We start from the raw sequence: 16,624 nt of genomic DNA on the forward strand, positions 1-16,624 counted from the left end.
TTTTTATGATTAGATTGTGGATTCTCACCATTAACGATGAGGTTAATTACGGTAATAGGCTTCAGAATTATGCTTTAACTGATCTGCTTCACTCCTATTCATCTTCCGTGAATACTATTAGCTATCAGATGATTGATGAAAACGTATTTGCTCATCAATGTAGGCTAATGCTTCGTCCGATAAAACGTACTATTAAGAGATTATCCGGAAGAAATGGAGCATTACAATATAGACAACTTGTTTCATTCAAAGAGTTTGCTGCTGAATTTAAGAAAAGCTCTATCTTGTCTTTGTCGATGAGAAAAGGGCTTTCACGTCCCGTTGATAATAATGATATATTTGTCATCGGGTCTGATCAAGTTTGGAACAACTCATTTGATTATGTCACTGATGACATGATTAAGATGAGACTCGGTTGTTGGTTTCCGGCGTACAGATTTATTTCGTACGCTGCAAGTTTTGGCATTGACCAAGTTAATCCTGCGTCTAAACCTATTTTTTCAAAGTATTTTCCTAGGTTCTCTTCAATTTCTGTGAGAGAAGATCGAGCTGTTGCCCTTGTGAAAGAGCTTTCTGGATGTGATGCCGACGTTGTTTTGGATCCAACATTGATGATGTCTGCAGATCGTTGGAAAAAGGTTATTTCTGATAACTTTGTACCTGTTGACGAGAAATTTGTGCTTACATATTTCCTTGGCAAGCCAACTTCCCGACAGGAGGAGGTGATTCAGCATTACGCAAATGAGCATGGCTGTAAAGTTCGTCGTTTGCTTGATTTTGATGATCCGGAAACTTTCATTGCTGGTCCTCGCGAATTTGTGGAGTTATTTTCGAAGGCGCAGTATGTTTTTACGGATTCCTACCATGCTTGCTGTTTCTCTATCATTTTTAATAAACAATTTAAGGTGTTTAATCGCGCTGGTTTCTCGGGCAAGGGTAATATGAATTCGCGTATGCAGACATTGTTCCGTCTGTTTGAGTTGGATGATCTTATGGACGATGACACCAAGCTCTCTTATATTGATTACGCGCATGTCAATCGTCTCCTCAAGAAGCATCGCAAGGAGTCCCGTGAATGGCTGGATAGCGCGATGTCCAAGGTTGGGGTCGTCGCGTCGCGCTGATCTGTCGGGATTACATAAGGCGCCTGAGAGGAGGATATATGGTTTCGCAGCGTAAGGCTGGCGCGGCGCTTGGCTACGTGAACGTGGTTGCAAAGAATCTTGTGAACCTGTTGTACGTGCCATTGCTCCTGCATTTCCTTGGCCAAGGTGATTATGGAGTGTTCCAGATGACGAACAGTGTGGTGTTCGCGCTGACTCTGTTGAGTGCTGGATTTTATGGCAGTTATGTGCGGTTTTACATGAGGGAGCGGGCGCATGGTAGTGAACAGGGTGTCCGCCAATTAAACGGTATGTTTCTGCTCGTGTACATCGTCGTAGCCTGTCTGTGCATAATCGGCGGATTGCTGCTGATTGTGAACGTGCACAGTCTTTTCTCCGGTGGCTTGACTGCACGTGAAGTGGAGCTGGCTCGTCAGCTGTTGATGATTATGAGCGTGAATATTGCGGTGCAGCTGATGTCTACGCCGTTCGACTCGTATATCGTGGCGCATGAGCGGTTCACGTTCCAGCAGACCCGACAGTTGTTTACCACGTGCGCGATGCCGTTCCTCGCGGTTATGCTCCTGTACGCGGGTTTGGGGGCCGTGGGCGTAGCTTGTGCGCAGCTTTCCATCAGCTCGATCCTGTTGTTGTTGAACATCCGGTATGCGGTGCGTACGTTGGATATGCGGTTTACCTTCACTGGTTTGCAGTGGAGTCTGTTCAAGACGATTGCCATATTCAGTTTCTGGATCTTCTTGAACCAGATTTTCGACCTCGTCAACAACAACGTGCCTAATTTCCTCTTGGGGGCTATGGCCAGTTCCAGCGCAGTCGCCACATTCGCGATCGCTGTGCAGATCAGAAATATCTTTTTCTCGATGAGTACCACCATGTCAAATGTGTTTGTACCCCAGATCAACAGGATCGTTGCTGAACACGATGACAACGAACGGCTCACCAAGCTTATGACTCGGGTCGGTCGATATCAGATGATTCTATTCTGGTTCATCTACGGCGGGTTCGTGGTCGTCGGCCAGAATTTTGTGAGACTTTGGGCTGGCAACGCTAACGTGGATGCGTATTGGCTGAGTCTGATAATGACCTTGCCTGTCATGATCCCCCTGACTCAGAACACCGGCATCGAGATACAACGTGCGAAGAACCGGCACAAGGTGCGCAGCCTGATTTACATCCTCACGTCACTTATCGACATCATCATCAGTATCTTGTTCATCCCCTTATTCGGTTATTGGGCCACCGCATGGGGATATGTGGCAAGCATCCTACTCGGCACTGGCCTGTTCATGAACTGGTATTATCGCTACCGGATCGGCTTGGACATGGCCTATTTCTGGAAGAACATGATGCCCACGATCATCACCAGTGTTGGGGTGAGCTTGGTATGCTGGTTTCTCTCTCATATGTTCACATTGTCGGACTTGGTGAAACTGTTCGTGTTTGGCATCCTGTACTGTGCCCTCTATGCGGTCTGCGCATGGCTATTCATTGCATCATCTCAGGAACGCCGAATGATGCGTGGTAAGGTACTTCATAAAAAAAGAAGGCATTGATTATGTTGCGGGGCTCGACATGAGCCCCGCAACATAATCAATGCCTTCTTATCATCTTTTTGAGCTGTCTTTTGACTTTCCTCATGGCTCTCCGCCATAGCGGTGGGGTGTCAGCCTTTTTGTACTCAGTAAGAATGGGCTGCATGTGTTCCACGAAGGCAGGCATACCCTGTCCGGAATCCAACGCGTGATGGTACGCGTTGAAGCTTTCCTCAATCAGCTGGATGCGTCCTTCATACACCTTCTTGCGTCGTTCCGGCAGATCGTTGGACGCCTGCACGCGTTTTGTCGGTCGCCACTCATGCTTTTGGTCTTTCAGATAGAGCCGGTACTTCAATCCCTCGCGGCGGTGGCGGATACCGGAGCTTTGCGATTTCGCGATGACGGAGGCCGGTACTGGCTCCATGTGAACTTCTTTGGAGAATTCGTCGAACAGCGTTTGGATTTCGGGATTGCGGACCACGACAACATTCGTTCCTTTGCCGTCGGAAACGTATTGTGGCAGCCAAGCGTCACCGCAGGTTACGTCGGCGGTCTCGGCGAGTACGTCATCACAGTATTCGCATGCCATGTACTTGAAATACCCGTATCCCCAGTTCGTGGTCGACAGCTCACGGGTTGGCTTGACCACCTCTACGGGATCGCCTTGGGAATCTCGACCGACGGCTTTGATGCCGTAGTCGCTTGCCGCACGGCCGGGGATCTTGTATCGGAAATCAACCGATTCCACGTTTCCGGGTTCGATACCGCTTTCCCATGCCTCTGACAAGGCAAAGAACGTGGACTTCAAGTGACCGCACACCAAACCAAGATGATACCTGATCCGTTCTTTTACGAGCGGTTCCTCGTGCTCGAGCATGCGTAGCGCCTTGATGAAGCAGGGGATGCCCACCACGGCGTAACGTTCGTCATGTTCCCGTACGTACTCGAGCACATGTGACAGTTCGATGGGATAATACTTCGACTTTGCGCCTTGATTCAGCTCGTCGACCGTGTGAGACACCTGATACGAGTACATGATGCCGGGCTCATTGGACGGCTTGACATGAATCACCGCATCGACTCGCCCGGTCTCCAGCAGCTTGGACGCCATCCAATTCACCAGGCCGCCCGAACTGCCTCGTTCACGGAACCCGTTGGTCGCCGCGAATCCGACATACGTGTGCAGATAATATCCCAAGGCGTCATCATGACGGACGCCATCCACATTGCCGTACAGTTCCCGGCTGATCGCATCCTCGTTATACGAGGAATTCGCAAACGGGCACACCTGAGAGGCCTCAGCATCATGTTTCTCGGACAATTCCGTTGCTTGGTATTTGCCGTCCTCATTCATGGCGATCTTAAGGGTCGAATCCACAAATGGGCACACACCACAACCAACGCAATATCCACCCCGGATTACTTGGGAAACAGCATCCATGACGTCATCCTTTATTGCTGGCTTAATCACGTTTTACAGGTACAAAGCCTTAAACTGCATAGCAGTTTACTCCTAAGGGGGTACCGATAGTCCCTTTTATCCATAGAAACTCTCTGCACAAAAAAATATGAGCCTCTGTCGTCAGGCTATCCCCTCATCGTAGGGAGTCAACAGACAGAGGCTGAATAACCTATATTTCTACTATGAAAGCTTGACCATTCAGCTTTCGACGTGTCCATATAGTTGGTGGTTTATTGTTTGATGGCGCAGTTGGGGGTGACGTCGGCGATGACTTGGCCTTCGCTGACGGCGAGTGTGTCGCCGCTGCCCCAGTAGCCGTTGGATTGTCCGTTGGTGCTGCCGTTGTTGTCGGTGTGCTTGTTCGGCCCGTCGGTGAATACGAGCTTTACCTTCGCTCCGCCGGTGTCCTCGATCTTGTAGGTGTACCAACCGTCGCATGAGGCTGACAGGCTGACGTATTTGACCGTATCGCCGATGCGGTAGTACATCTTTGCCCCGTCCCACGAGGAGGCCGGCTTGTAGTACACCGTCATCGGCTGCTTGGCAGCGGGCTTGGTGACGGTGAGCTTGACCGTGGCCTTCACGTTGCCGGATTCGGCGGTGATGGTGACGGTGCCGGTGGACTTGGCGGTCACCTCGCCGGTACCCATCACCGTCGCAACCGACGAATCAGAAGACGACCAGTACAGGGGAGTGGAAGAAGCGCTTTCAGGCGTAATAGTGGCCTTCAATGTGGTGCTTTCGCCTATGATGAGGTTCAGCTTGCCATTGGAAAGCTTGTCGCCGGAAATGGTGATTTTTCCCACGGTCGGCTTTTCAGGTTCCGGATCAGGGTTGGGCGTGGCTTTGCAGGGGACTACCGTACCGAGTTTGCCGTTTTCGACGACGATGGTGGAGCCGGATGCCACGTAGTTCTTGCCGCCGTTGTTGTCCCAGTTGCTGCCATTGTCTGTGATGTCGAATTCGAGCTGTGCGCCATCGGTGCGGATCGTGGCCTTGACCCAACCGTCGCACGCCGCCTCGAACTTCATACGACCGTTCACGTCGGAATCCCATTTACCGTTCACGCCGTCGCCCACCTTGTAATGCAGGTAGTAGCCGGCCCAGCCGTTCGTGGTCGGGTAGTACACGGTCGTCATCGCGGTGGTCGGTATCTCGCCGGTCAACGTGAGCTTCAACGTTGCGGACTTGCCGCCGGCGGTCGCCGTAATCGTCGTAGTACCGGCTTTCAGGCCAGTCACCACGCCGTCCGAGTTCACGGTCGCCACGGACTCGTCGTTCGACTTCCACGTCACCGTCTTGGCCGATGCGTTGCTCGGCGTGATGGTGGCGGTCAGCTGTGCGGACGTCGTCTTGGCGAGATCCATGCTCAGCGTGCCGTTCTTCACACCGTCGCCGGAGATCGCGACCGACGTCACATCAATCTGCTTGGTCTTCGTGTACGAATACGTATGCGACACGGTCTTGCCGTTGTTGCCGGTACCCTTCACGGTCACCGTCACCTTGCTACCGCCCTTGGTCTTGTTGCCGACCGTGACGATCTTGCCGTCGGTGAGTGTGCCGGAATCGCCTTCGGACGTGGTGTAGGTGGCGTCCTTCATGTTGAACGAACGCATGGTCACGTCGAGCGTGTCCTCGAACTCGCCGGTGTTCGGCATCGCCTCGGCTGACGAGATCTTCGTGTGCTTGACGGTCGGGTTGTAGAACACGGCGACCTGGTTGTTGGCGATGGAACCGGCCGTGATCTTGCCACCGGACACGGTGATCGTGGCGCCGGTGACCTCGTCGGTGTACGTGCCGTTGTCGAGCTTGACCGACTGGCCGATCAGCGACGTGCCGCCGTCCTCGTCCGCGGCGACCATCACGCCGTCGTTTGCGGCATTGCCGTCGCTCACATACCGTTCGACCATGATGCAGCCGTCGTTGCCGCAGTTGCTCAGGTTGTCGTCCTGTCCTTCCATCTGGTTGCGGAAGTGGTTCACGGCCACGACTTCCGGGTCCTTCCACAAGTCAGAACCAACGTCGCCGATATGCGACTTTTCGGAGAACCATTCCTGCGTGCCACCGGACGCATACGGACGGCTGAAGAACAGCGACATGCCGTTCTTGCGGGCGGTGATGACGGCCCAGCCGAGCTTGATCTGATCGTCGGTGAGTTTCTCGGATTGGCGATCGCAGTAGTTGTCGTGCGACTCGACCCATGTCACCATGTTTTCAGGATCGGTCTCGACCTGATAGTTGGTGAAGAAGCGCGTGTTCAGACTGTGGTCGTTGAGCGCGTTGCGGACCTCGTGGCCGTAGTTCGACGTGGTGATGCCGCCACCGCCGATTGCGGATGCGGCGAACATGCTTGCGTAGTCGCTTTCGCGCACGTTCGCGTCCTGCAGCACCTCGCCGTACTGGAACTGCGCGCCGTTCGGCAGAATCGTCTTCCAATACTGTGAGCCGCCGAACTCGTCGGTCAGTTCGATATGCTTGGCGGCGTCGAAGCGGAAACCGTCGGCGCCGTCGGCGACCGTGCGCTGGAGCAGTTCGTGCATCTTCTGCGCCACGTAATCGTTCTGCGTGTTGAGATCCCACAGGCCGGAGAGCGTGTTCTGCGTGCAGTCCTCGCGGTTGTTGTAGTCGCTGATGGCTTTCTGCGCGTGGAAGTACGCTTTGTTCTGCCATTCGGTGTCGATCGCGTCCCAATCGGAGGTGAAGTGGTTGGAAACGGAGTCGACGATGATGCGGATGCCGTACTTGTGGGCCTCCTTGCACAGGGTCTTGAAGTCGTCTTCGGTGCCCATCACGTAGTTGCCGATGTTCATGCTGACCGGCTGGTACACGTAATACCAGTTGAGATACCAGCGACCCTTGCCGAGTTCGCGGTTGTCTTTGATTGCAACGATCGGTTCGGTCTGAATGGACGTGTAACCGGCTTCGGCGATTTCGGGCAGATGCTTCTGAATGGTTTTGAACGACCACATGAACGCGTGAAGCGTGGCGCCATTGCGCATCTCCTTGGCGAGGCCGTACTGTTTGCGGGCAGCCTCGAAGGTGGCGTTGCCGACGGTGTCGGAGTAGCTGTCGCGGGTGGTGGCGGCTTCGGCGGTGCGGGTGGTGGTTGCGGTGGCGGCGGTGAGACCGGCGAACATGGTGGCGGTGATGGCCAGCCATGTGGCGGTTTTCTTGCTGATGGAGGTCAGCCAAGTTGGGTATTGCATATGTGAGTTGCCTTTGAAAATGGGCCGCTCTCGGAACTTGGGTTCTGGGAGCGGCCCGGGTTGGATGGTTTGTCATTTCGAGTGGAGCGAAGTGGAATCGGGGAATCTATGGAGCTGGGAGCAGTGAAAGATTTCTCCGTTCGCTTCGCTCAGTCGAAATGACAGTTGGTGGTTTATTGTTTGATGGCGCAGTTGGGGGTGACGTCGGCGATGACTTGGCCTTCGCTGACGGCGAGTGTGTCGCCGCTGCCCCAGTAGCCGTTGGATTGTCCGTTGGTGCTGCCGTTGTTGTCGGTGTGCTTGTTCGGCCCGTCGGTGAATACGAGCTTTACCTTCGCTCCGCCGGTGTCCTCGATCTTGTAGGTGTACCAACCGTCGCATGAGGCTGACAGGCTGACGTATTTGACCGTATCGCCGATGCGGTAGTACATCTTTGCCCCGTCCCACGAGGAGGCCGGCTTGTAGTACACCGTCATCGGCTGCTTGGCAGCGGGCTTGGTGACGGTGAGCTTGACCGTGGCCTTCACGTTGCCGGACTCGGCGGTGATGGTGACGGTGCCGGTGGACTTGGCGGTCACCTCGCCCGTGCCCATCACCGACGCGATGGACGAATCAGAGGACGACCAGGAGATTCGGGCCGTGTCCTGCGCGGATTCCGGAGTGACCGTGGCCTTCAGAGTCGTCGACTTGCCGACCTGCAAGGACAGCTTGCCATTCTTCACACCGTCACCCGAAATCGTGATCTTCTCAACGGTCGCCACGCACGGGCTTACGGAGCCGAGCTGGCCATCCTTGAGCACGATGGTCGCGCCGGACGCCTTGTAGTTCTGGCCGCCGTTGTTGTCCCACTGGCCGGAGCCGTTGGTCACCACGAACTCGACCTGCTGCTCCTTCACGTCCTTGATCGTGGTGGAGACCCAGCCGTCGCACGCCGCGGTCATCTTCACACCCGGAACGGTGGTCCAGGTGCCGGAACCGATACGATAGTGCAGGTAGGTGGAATCCGCGCCGAAACCGGTGCTCGGGTAGAACACAGTCGTGTTGTTCGCCACGGGCTTCTCACCGGTCACAGTCACGGCAACGGTCGCGGACTTGCCGCCGGCGGTCGCCGTAATCGTCGCGGTGCCCTTCTTCACGAACGTCACGAGGCCGTTCTTGTCCACAGTCGCAACCGCGGTGTTCGACGACTTCCACGTGACCTTCTTGTTGGTCGCATTGTCAGGCTTGACGGTCGCGGTCAGCTGTGCGGAGGTCTTGCCGGCGGCCAGATCGGCCGTCAGCTTGCCGGACTTCACGCCGTCGCCGGAGATCGCCACGGACTCGACCTTCACGGTCGTGTCCTCGCCGCCATCGCCCGAACCGGAATCATCCGAGCCGCCGATGCGTGCGAAGTTCACGGTGAAGTTGTCCTGATCGGACTTCTCGAAGCTGTTGTTCTCCTGCGAGCCGGCCGAATCGTCCAGATCGGCGTTGTCGTTCACCGCGAGATCGTACGGGAGTGCGTCCATGCCGGACTTGCCCATCGTGGCGACCAGCTGCACGCCGAGGCCGCTCTTCGCGATCTTCGCCGCGTCGGTGCCGAGCTCGCTCAGCGGGATGGACATCTCATAGTGGAAGTCCATCGTGGACGAATTGTGGCCCTTCTCGTTGAAGTTGACCCAGTTCGCCTTGCCGTCGGCCTTCATGTCGCCGGGCACGCGGCCGTTGTTGGTGCCGTACGCGCCGTCGATGCCGTTGACCTGCGAGCTCAGAATGCCGGTGCCGTACTTGAACACGATGCCGGACTTCTCGGTCTCGGTCTTCGCGTTGGCTGCCGGGCCGTACTGCGCGTTCGCGTTCAGGCCGTCGCTGTCGCCGCCGTAGACCCACGGGCCGTTCGCGCCGTTCGTGGAGATCGCGAGCACCTTGTTGAGCTTGTTCTGCCAGGTGATGCCGGAATCCCACAGCGTGCCGCCGGTGTTGAGCTGCGCACTCTTGCCGATGCGCGTGGAGCTGTCGCCAGTATCGAACGCGAAGAAGAACGGGACGTTCATGTTGTTGAACAGCGTGCCCTGCGTGAGCGGGTAGTTGTCGTTGGGGGCGACCACGTCCTGAACGTTGGTCATCTCCCACATCAGGTACAGGTTGTCGTCGTCGTACGTGCCGTACAGCGTGTACAGATCGATCGGGACCTCGTACATCGAGTTCGGACGGTAGACGCGCGGGTCGTCGTTCGCGGCGCCCTGCGCGATGATCATCGAGCTGTCCCAGTCGTTCGTGTCGCCGTCGACCGTGATGGTCTTCTTCGCGGCGTTCGTCTTCGTCTGGTACTGGCCGGCGAGATTCTGCGCCTCGACCTCGGTCTTCGTGTACGTGTACGTGTTCTTGAGCGTCTCACCGGTCTCCGCGTTCGTGGCGGTGACGGTCACGGTGACCTTCTCACCGATCTTCAGGGAGCTGCCGACCTCGATGGTGTCGCCGTCCTTGAACGAGCCGGACTCGCCTTCGGACGTGGTGTACTTGGCGTCCTTCACGTTCTTCGCGTACAGCGTGACGGTGGTGGAGTCGGTGCTGAACGACTTGGACGCGGTGGCGGAGACGGAGGCGACCTTCGCGGTGCTGCCCTCGGCGTCGTAGTAGACGCTCACGGCGTTGCCCTTGGCGGTGCCTTCGGTGATCTTGCCGCCCGCGACGGTGATGGTGCCGCCGTTGACCTGGTCCTTGTACGTGCCGTCGTCAAGCGTGGTGGCCGAGCCGACCAGGCTCGTGTCGCCGCCCATGTTGGCGACCACGACGCCGTCGTTGGCATGATTGCCGTCCGCGACGTAGCGCTCGACCATAAGGCAGGAGTTCTGGCCGCTGCAGTTGCGCAGGTACTCGGCCTCGCCGTCCATCGCGTTGCGGAAGTGGTTGACCGCCACGACGGACTTGTCCTTCCACATGTCGTCGCCGGCGTCGCCGAGCTGGCTCTTCTCCGCGAACTGCGGGTTTGAGCCGCCGGAGCCGACCGGACGGTTGAAGTACAGCGGCGCGCCGGCCTGACGAGAGGCGACAAGCGCCCAGCCCATCTTCAGCTGATAGTCGTTGAGGTACGTGGATTCCTTGTCGCCGTTCGCGTAGTTGTCGTGCGACTCGACCCACGTGACGAGCTGGTCGTTCTTCGCACCGCCGTTCGACAGGTTGTTGAGCGTGCCGGCACTCAGGTTGCCGTTCTTGATCGCGGCGCGCACGGTCTGGCCGTAGCTGGACGCGGTGTTGCCGCCGCCATCCGACGAGTACTTGGTGAACAGGTCGGCGTAGCCCTTGTAGTTGAGGCTGGAATCGCCCTGCAGCACCTCGCCGTACTGGTACTGCGCGCCGTTCTGCAGGATCGTGTCCCAGTAGATCGAATGCTCGCCCAGCTCGTCCGGCAGCTCGACGTGCTTGGCAGCATCGAAGCGGAAGCCGTCCACGCCGTCCGCGACGGCCTGCACGAGGAAGTCCTTCATCTTGTTCGCGGCGGTCTGGTTCTGCGTGTTGATGTCCCACAGGCCGAGCAGGTGGCACTGGGTGACCTGCCAGCGGTTGGAATAGTTGATGTTGTCGCCGTTCGCGCCGGAGCAGTTGGTGCGCTTGTGGAAGAGGCTGGTGTCCTTCCAATCGGAGTCGATGGCGTTCCAGTCGGAGGTGAAGTGGTTGGCGACCACGTCGACGATAATGCGCACGCCGTACTTGTGCGCCTCGGCGGTCAGCGCCTTGAGATCGTCCTCGGTGCCGACGACGAAGTTGCCGATCTTCGTGTTCGTGGGCTGGTAGACGTAGTACCAGTTCTCGGTGAACTTCTTGCCGTTGGCGGTGTTGACCTTGATGTGGCTCATCGGTTCGGTCTGCACGGAGGTGTAGCCGGCCTCGGCGATGGCGGCCATGTTCTCCTTGATGGTGTTGAACGACCACATCCAGGCGTGCAGGATGGCGCCGGAATCCATTGATTCGGTCAGGCCGTACTTCTCGCGGGCGGCCTCGAACGTGGCGTTGCCGCGGGTGTTGGCGTAGCTGTCGGTCACGCCTTCGTCGGCTGTGGCCGACATGGTGGCGACGGATACGCCGCCGAGCAACGTGGCTGCGGCGGCGAGCCATGCGACCGCTTTCTTGCCAACCTTTGCAAACGGGGATTTGCGGCGGGCGTGGCGCGGTTCTTGCGAACGCGCGCCGCCTTCCGAATCCGATGGATAGCCGGTATACATGCTGCTCCTTTGCTTCTGTGGTCTCACAAACGCGCGAATTGACGTTGAACTATGCACACGTTCCCATGTGTTTTGCTCGACGAAAATCGCTGTTTACTGCCGATTTCACCGCGTTTGCAGTATGTTGGCGGCTATTCTTCGACAACGTTTGCACTATTGGGTTATGTCGAGGGCAATACCTTGCTGTTCCGGTGGGCTTGTGGCTCCGGTTCATTCCGGTGCTGTGGAGAGGAACGCTCTCTTCAGCGTCTTTGCTTACTCTTGCACTCAATGGTAACCCATTTTTGCAAGCGTTGTCAATTTGAGGAAACGCGACATGCTCCAACGTTTCCGGGATGCTGTGATATCGGTGTTGCCAACGGTTTCAACGATTATCAACGAAGATGAGCGATGCGTCCCGTATGTAAAAAACCGGCGGCGGCGTGTACGTAGGTCGCGGCCGCCGTGCATTCGTTACGTGGGTGCGTTAGCATCGGGGCGATGACTGATGTGACTGAGCATATGATGATGCGGCGCGACGCGCGTGCGCTGATGTGGCTGTTTCCGATGACCGACCGCAGCGACCTGCTGCTCTACCTGGCCGTGATCATGCTGCCGGTGGACGGCACGGTGGTCGGGCCGTACGCGCCGTTCTGGACGCCGATCTCGCCATGGCTGTTCCTGGTCTACGCTGCCGCGAACTGGCGCGAGCTGCCGCGTGTATACCGGCGGTTCCGCGAATGGATGCTGATGCCGGCCGTGCTGGTCGTGCTGTCGGCGCCCGGATGGGCGACGGTCGCGCTTCATCCCGTTCCCGCGCTGACGAGTCTCATGGCGGTGGTCTGCGCGCTGGCGTGCCTCGCCTCGCTGGACATCGCCCTGCGTTGCAAACGGTTGCCGTGGCAGGGTCTGCTGCGCGCGCTCATCGCGGCGTACTGGTTCGCGTTCGCGGTGGGCGTGGTGCAATGGCTGGGCATCAGGCTGCACCTCGGTTCGGTGAAGTCGTATTTCACGCATCTCATGGCCCGCGAATACATCACCAGTACCTCCCATTGGGGCGGCGGACGCCCGCAGTTCCTGTTCGCCGAACCCAGCTACATTGGCATGCACCTGTTCAGCGTGCTCCTGCCATTGCTGTGGATGATGCGTTCGCGCGACTCCATCTATCGCAAGCGTCTGCGTGACCTGATCGTTGTGTTCGCCGCCGGATCGGTGATGATGGGGGCTGGCGTGCGTATCATCCTCGATTCGTTGGTCGCCCTGATCGTCGTGATCGTCGAACGCGTGCATTGGCGGCAACGCTCCCAGCGCAACCGCGGCATCGCGGCATTGGCCGGTACCATGCTGCTCGGCGCGGTCAGCATCGCGTTGAACAGTCGTCTCAACAGCATCGCGGCGAACGGCATGGACGGCGACGGTTCGTTCTATGGTCGCATCTGGCAGTCGCTGGGGCCGATCTGCGGACTGTTGCGGCATCCGCTGTACATCCTGACCGGCTACGGTGCCGGCAACATCGCCGATGCCACCCATGCCGGGGCCCGCGACGCCGTGCGGTTGCTGGCCTCCCTGCACTTGGACGCGTCCAGCCCGGCCGCATGGTATAGAAGTATGACGGCCGACAGCATCTGGACGATGAGCGCTTACACGAGCTTCCTGACCGAATACGGTCTGGTCGGGTTGGCTCTGGTCGTGGGATTGCTGGCGTGGCACATCACGGCTCGCCGCATGTGGACCAAGACGGTGATCTGCTGGTTCGTGCTCGTGGCTTACTTATACGTCCAGTTCGAAGGATACGCGTTCTACGCCATCCCGTTGCTGACGTGGTTCGTCGAGCGCGACGCGCGATCATCGACGCACGCCATATAAACGACGGTGGGGGCGTTTCCGTATCGTTTGGAAACGCCCCCACCGTCGTGTGCCGGAAGATCAACTAATGCTTTGTCGGACTTAACGTGATGGGTCTGACGCTCCCTCAGTCGGCTTTGCCGACAGCTCCCTCGGCCGAGGGAGCCGAGAACAAATTAGGCCCGGTGAGCGCCGTGCGTATGTGTGTCGCGCTGGTACTGCGCGAAGATCTTTACGGCGTAGGCCAGCGTGGTCAAGATGGCGACCGCGACCAGAATCATCACGGTCGTGGCACCGGTCGAGGCGAGCGTGCCGGGCTGCTGGGTCTCGTTGGAAGCCGTCGCATGGGAAGCGGAGCCGGTACTGTTGGTGTTGTTGGGCTTCGTGGCAGTCGCCTGGGTGGTGGACTTGCCGGTCGTTGCGGTGCCGGCGGATCCGTTGGACTGCGAATCCGTGCCGCTGGTCTTGGAGCCGTTGCCGGACGTGGTGCCGGAGACATTGGTGGTGGAACCGTTGGTGGAGCTCGAGCCGCTCGTGCCGTTGCCGACGTTCTTCGTCGCGTCGGCGATCACCTTGCTCAGATTGTCGTGCCACTGCTGGAGCGTGTTCACGAGATCGAGATGATCTTGCTTGAGCTGGTCGTGATCCTGCTTGAGATCCTCGTGCGTCTGATCGAGATGCGTCTGCGCGTCCTGCGCATCCTGATGCAACGTGTCATGCGTGTCCTGCAGCCGATCCTTCGCGCCGTCGGCCGCATCCTTGATGTCGTCGTGGGTCTGCTGCGCGTTCTGCCACGCCTGATTCGCATCCTGCCGCAGATCGTCGGCGTCCTGATGAGCCTGATCATGCACATCCTCGGCATGCTGCTTGGCCGTATCGGCATCCTGCTTGATCTGATCCTTCGTATCGTTCACATGCTGCTTGGCCGCGTCGATATCCTGCTTGATCTTGTCGTTCGTGTCCTTTACCTGCTGCAGGGCGTCGTCGATCTTGTCCGGCAGCGTACCGGACACGTCGGTCTGTCCGTCGATCGTCACATCCAGGCCATCCGCCATCGCGCCGGCCGGCAATCCGAACGCCAGACCGCACGTCGACAACACGGCGACCGTCGCCGCGAGGATCCTCTTCTTCATAGCCGTCGTCTCGTTTCCTTACGTTTTCGATATATGCTCATACGGGTTTCAACCCGGTATTATAGGCCGCCCGCGGGTTTGCGTCATCGGACAGTTGTATGGTTGTATGTCTATTGAGCGGGGAAGCGTTGCCGGTTTTCGACGATTGTCCGGTGAATGATGATAACGGATGCTGCGTGGCATGCCGGATGATGACCGAAGGAGCGAACCATGGAGACGTTGACGACATTGGCAGTCGACCCACACGTCGAACAGATGTCTGATCTCGAACCGGCCGGGCCTGATCTGCCGGATTTCTTCGACGGTGAGGAGCCGTCGTCGTGCGATTGGGAGGACGGTTGGTGCTCGGAACTCGCCACGCACTACATTCTCGCGTACTGCAGCTATCCGGACTGCAAGGACGACCATACGTCGCGGTACTGCCTGCGGCACTACATCATCAATCTTGGCCTCAAACTCGATCATCTCAAGGTGTGCCCATCCATGCGCATCGCCTCGACGCCGGACGATATTAGGCGTGTAATCATCGAGCATGTGCCCGGCTTCGGCGAGATCGGCGCGGAATCCCGCCGGCGGGGCAATGACGCGGCACGTGACGATGCGGATCGTGACACGGTTCAGGATCCCGCGGAGGAACGGATGGCGGATGACGACGGGATCGACGACAAGCTTGACAAACTGGAGGAGTCTCGCGTCCACTCCGGCTCATACGACTCGCTGCACATGGACGAGACCACGACTCTCGCCGACGTGCAGCGGTGGCTGGACGGCCTGGAACTGTGCCATTGGCGGATGCGCGTCATGTATTTCAGCTGGCTGGACGACGAACCCATGTACCTGCAGGAAAGCCGGTACGACAATTCATGGGAGGATGACCCGTACCGCTCCCGCGTCTACGATCCGATCGCGAACGAACTGGAATGGTCGGCGGCCGACAGCCTGTCGATCGAGCGTCGGGGACTGCTGGCGCCGAAACTCGTCACCGACCAGGATCCCGATACTGGTGAACTGCGGTACTGGTACACGTGCGATACGCTACGGGCGCAGGAAATGATCGAATCTGGCCAGTTGACCGACAGCGAGACGATCCGCGTGCCGAAGACGTTCGCCCTCGTGGAGGAGCGCACGGACACGGTGATGCCGTTCACCGACGGTTCGTGGCTGCAATGGAAGGCGCAGTTCGACGGCGACGAGAACCAGATGACCATCTGCGATGCGGCGACGTTCCGGCGCTCCATCGTGCCGTACCTCGAGTACTACGACGAGAATCGGCCGCTTGACGTCGCCGAGGCGAGGACCAGGGCCGCGCAGCTCGAGGGGCGGATCAACCGCATGATCAGGGACGGTGTGCGGTGAACGCCGCAGTGCATGAGGGCCGGCGTGTGCGCAAATCGCCCGATGAGCGGCGGCGTGAAATCCTCGACGCGGCCGTACGGCTGATCTCCGAACGCGGGTACAACGGCATCTCCCTGCAGGATGTGGCCGACGAGGTCGGCGTGACCAAGCAGGGCGTGCTGCGTTACATCGGCAGCAAGGACAACCTGCTGGCGATGGTGTACCGCGACAACTACAACGCCACCGGCAACGTCGAGGAATTCATGGAGTCGGGCCTGCCGGGCAGCATGCCCGACGATCTGCGGTTCCCCGCCTACCTGCGGTTCCTGGTGCGGTACAACTCCGGCCGGCGCATGCTGGTGCAGCTGTTCTCCGTGCTGCAGGTCGAATCGTTCAACCCCGATCATCCGCTGCATGACGAGTTCGCGGGGCGTGCGGATGGGATGTGGGAATACTATTCCGCGTTCGACTGGTGTATTCCGCCGCGGATCGGCTCATGGGACGAGCATATGCGCCCGGTCGTCCGGCGCGCGATGGAGACGATGGACGGCGTGCAGTTGCGATGGCTGCGCGAGCCGGCTATCGATCTCAACGAGGAGTGGGCCGATCTCGAGCCGCTGCTGTTCCCGGCAGAGGTGTGGAAAGGGTATTGCTGACGGTTGGTTTAGCCATGGCGTGAGCTGATTTCGATGTCTGGCCATACGGCGTTTTCAGGCGAATTACCTGTGCGCATGTGCGTGTCGTGTGTACCTTCATATTAAACTACCAATTGGTAACTATAAATTGTCGTTTGATTTCACCGA

Annotated in this window: 9 protein-coding genes; 5 read left to right on the forward strand and 4 right to left on the reverse strand. The window is 58.1% G+C overall.

Annotated features, from left to right (window positions below):
• The first annotated feature begins 5 nt into the window (after positions 1–5).
• On the forward strand, positions 6–1,124 hold the full coding sequence (locus JS541_RS03945; protein WP_214373196.1) for a polysaccharide pyruvyl transferase family protein: 1,119 nt from the start codon (positions 6–8) through the stop codon (positions 1,122–1,124).
• Positions 1,125–1,162: 38 nt separating this feature from the next.
• Positions 1,163–2,677: a lipopolysaccharide biosynthesis protein gene (locus JS541_RS03950; protein ID WP_214373197.1), complete on the forward strand. Its 1,515-nt coding sequence runs from the start codon at positions 1,163–1,165 to the stop codon at positions 2,675–2,677.
• A 37-nt stretch (positions 2,678–2,714) separates the two neighbouring features.
• Here the strand turns inward: JS541_RS03950 and JS541_RS03955 are convergent, their stop codons facing one another.
• The 3 genes from JS541_RS03955 to JS541_RS03965 form a co-directional block, all read right to left on the reverse strand.
• Entirely contained in the window at positions 2,715–4,100 is a 1,386-nt protein-coding gene (locus JS541_RS03955) for a Coenzyme F420 hydrogenase/dehydrogenase, beta subunit C-terminal domain (protein ID WP_214373198.1), read from the reverse strand.
• A 251-nt stretch (positions 4,101–4,351) separates the two neighbouring features.
• A complete protein-coding gene (locus JS541_RS03960; protein WP_214373199.1) occupies positions 4,352–7,327 on the reverse strand; it encodes an Ig-like domain-containing protein in 2,976 nt (991 codons plus the stop codon).
• A gap of 173 nt (positions 7,328–7,500) precedes the next feature.
• Positions 7,501–11,529, reverse strand: a complete 4,029-nt coding sequence (locus JS541_RS03965; protein ID WP_276310677.1) for an Ig-like domain-containing protein — start codon at positions 11,527–11,529, stop codon at positions 7,501–7,503.
• Positions 11,530–12,009: 480 nt separating this feature from the next.
• On the opposite strand from JS541_RS03965, the gene JS541_RS03970 reads away from it, so the two are divergent.
• On the forward strand, positions 12,010–13,374 hold the full coding sequence (locus tag JS541_RS03970; protein ID WP_214373200.1) for a hypothetical protein: 1,365 nt from the start codon (positions 12,010–12,012) through the stop codon (positions 13,372–13,374).
• Between the two features lie 155 nt (positions 13,375–13,529).
• Here JS541_RS03970 and JS541_RS03975 read toward each other — a convergent pair whose 3' ends face one another.
• Positions 13,530–14,486: a conjugal transfer protein gene (locus JS541_RS03975; protein ID WP_214373201.1), complete on the reverse strand. Its 957-nt coding sequence runs from the start codon at positions 14,484–14,486 to the stop codon at positions 13,530–13,532.
• A 210-nt stretch (positions 14,487–14,696) separates the two neighbouring features.
• Between JS541_RS03975 and JS541_RS03980 the strand changes: the two genes are divergently transcribed.
• Both JS541_RS03980 and JS541_RS03985 read left to right on the forward strand, forming a co-directional pair.
• Complete coding sequence (locus tag JS541_RS03980) at positions 14,697–15,842, forward strand: hypothetical protein (protein ID WP_214373202.1); 1,146 nt, start codon at positions 14,697–14,699, stop codon at positions 15,840–15,842.
• A complete protein-coding gene (locus JS541_RS03985; RefSeq protein ID WP_214373203.1) occupies positions 15,839–16,477 on the forward strand; it encodes a TetR family transcriptional regulator in 639 nt (212 codons plus the stop codon). Before JS541_RS03980 ends, JS541_RS03985 begins: the two co-directional genes overlap by 4 nt.
• Positions 16,478–16,624: the final 147 nt, after the last annotated feature.

Origin of the sequence: Bifidobacterium sp. SO1 (genome assembly GCF_018555335.1) — a bacterium.
Taxonomy (GTDB): Bacteria; Actinomycetota; Actinomycetes; order Actinomycetales; family Bifidobacteriaceae; genus Bifidobacterium; species Bifidobacterium simiiventris.